The sequence below is a fragment of the Kitasatospora sp. NPDC101447 genome (assembly GCF_044767225.1).
In the GTDB taxonomy this organism is placed as follows: domain Bacteria; phylum Actinomycetota; class Actinomycetes; order Streptomycetales; family Streptomycetaceae; genus Kitasatospora.
In genome coordinates this window covers 1-1,420 of the sequence record NZ_JBIWNL010000090.1, presented here as the reverse complement: position 1 = coordinate 1,420, position 1,420 = coordinate 1, and the positions used below count along the sequence as shown (strand labels likewise).

The 1,420-nt window shown below is 56.5% G+C and carries 1 rRNA gene; it reads left to right on the top strand.

Annotated elements, in window-relative coordinates:
* Positions 1 to 1,420, top strand: a 23S ribosomal RNA gene (locus tag ACIRST_RS42405); the annotation flags it as partial.

Sequence of the window (1,420 nt, the reverse complement as noted above, 5' to 3'; positions counted from 1 at the left end):
AACGGGTTGATATTCCCGTACCCGCTTTGAAGCGCCAACGCTGAACCTCTTGATGCTAAGCCCGTGAAGCCGTCCTGGAGCCTTCGGGCAAAGGGAAGTGGTGGAGCCGGTGACCCAACGGGGTAGTAGGTGAGCGATGGGGTGACGCAGGAAGGTAGTCCAGCCCGGGCGGTGGTTGTCCCGGGGTAAGGGTGTAGGGCGTTGCGTAGGCAAATCCGCGCAACATGTGCCTGAGACCTGATGCCGAGCCGATTGTGGTGAAGTGGATGATCCTATGCTGTCGAGAAAAGCCTCTAGCGAGTTTCATGGCGGCCCGTACCCCAAACCGACTCAGGTGGTCAGGTAGAGAATACCGAGGCGTTCGGGTGAACTATGGTTAAGGAACTCGGCAAAATGCCCCCGTAACTTCGGGAGAAGGGGGGCCATTCCTGGTGACGAGTCTTGCACTCTGAGCTGGGGGTGGCCGCAGAGACCAGCGAGAAGCGACTGTTTACTAAAAACACAGGTCCGTGCGAAGCCGTAAGGCGATGTATACGGACTGACGCCTGCCCGGTGCTGGAACGTTAAGGGGACCGGTTAGCTTGGATTCGTCCAGGCGAAGCTGAGAACTTAAGCGCCAGTAAACGGCGGTGGTAACTATAACCATCCTAAGGTAGCGAAATTCCTTGTCGGGTAAGTTCCGACCTGCACGAATGGCGTAACGACTTCTCGACTGTCTCAACCATAGGCCCGGTGAAATTGCATTACGAGTAAAGATGCTCGTTTCGCGCAGCAGGACGGAAAGACCCCGGGACCTTTACTATAGCTTGATATTGGTGTTCGGTTCGGCTTGTGTAGGATAGGTGGGAGACTTTGAAGCAGCAACGCCAGTTGTTGTGGAGTCGCCGTTGAAATACCACTCTGGTCGTGCTGGATGTCTAACCTGGGTCCGTGATCCGGATCAGGGACAGTGTCTGGTGGGTAGTTTAACTGGGGCGGTTGCCTCCTAAAGAGTAACGGAGGCGCCCAAAGGTTCCCTCAGCCTGGTTGGCAATCAGGTGTTGAGTGTAAGTGCACAAGGGAGCTTGACTGTGAGACTGACGGGTCGAGCAGGTACGAAAGTAGGGACTAGTGATCCGGCGGTGGCTTGTGGAAGCGCCGTCGCTCAACGGATAAAAGGTACCCCGGGGATAACAGGCTGATCTTCCCCAAGAGTCCATATCGACGGGATGGTTTGGCACCTCGATGTCGGCTCGTCGCATCCTGGGGCTGGAGTAGGTCCCAAGGGTTGGGCTGTTCGCCCATTAAAGCGGTACGCGAGCTGGGTTTAGAACGTCGTGAGACAGTTCGGTCCCTATCCGCTGTGCGCGTAGGAGTGTTGAGAAGGGCTGTCCCTAGTACGAGAGGACCGGGACGGACGAACCTCTGGTGTGCCAGTTGT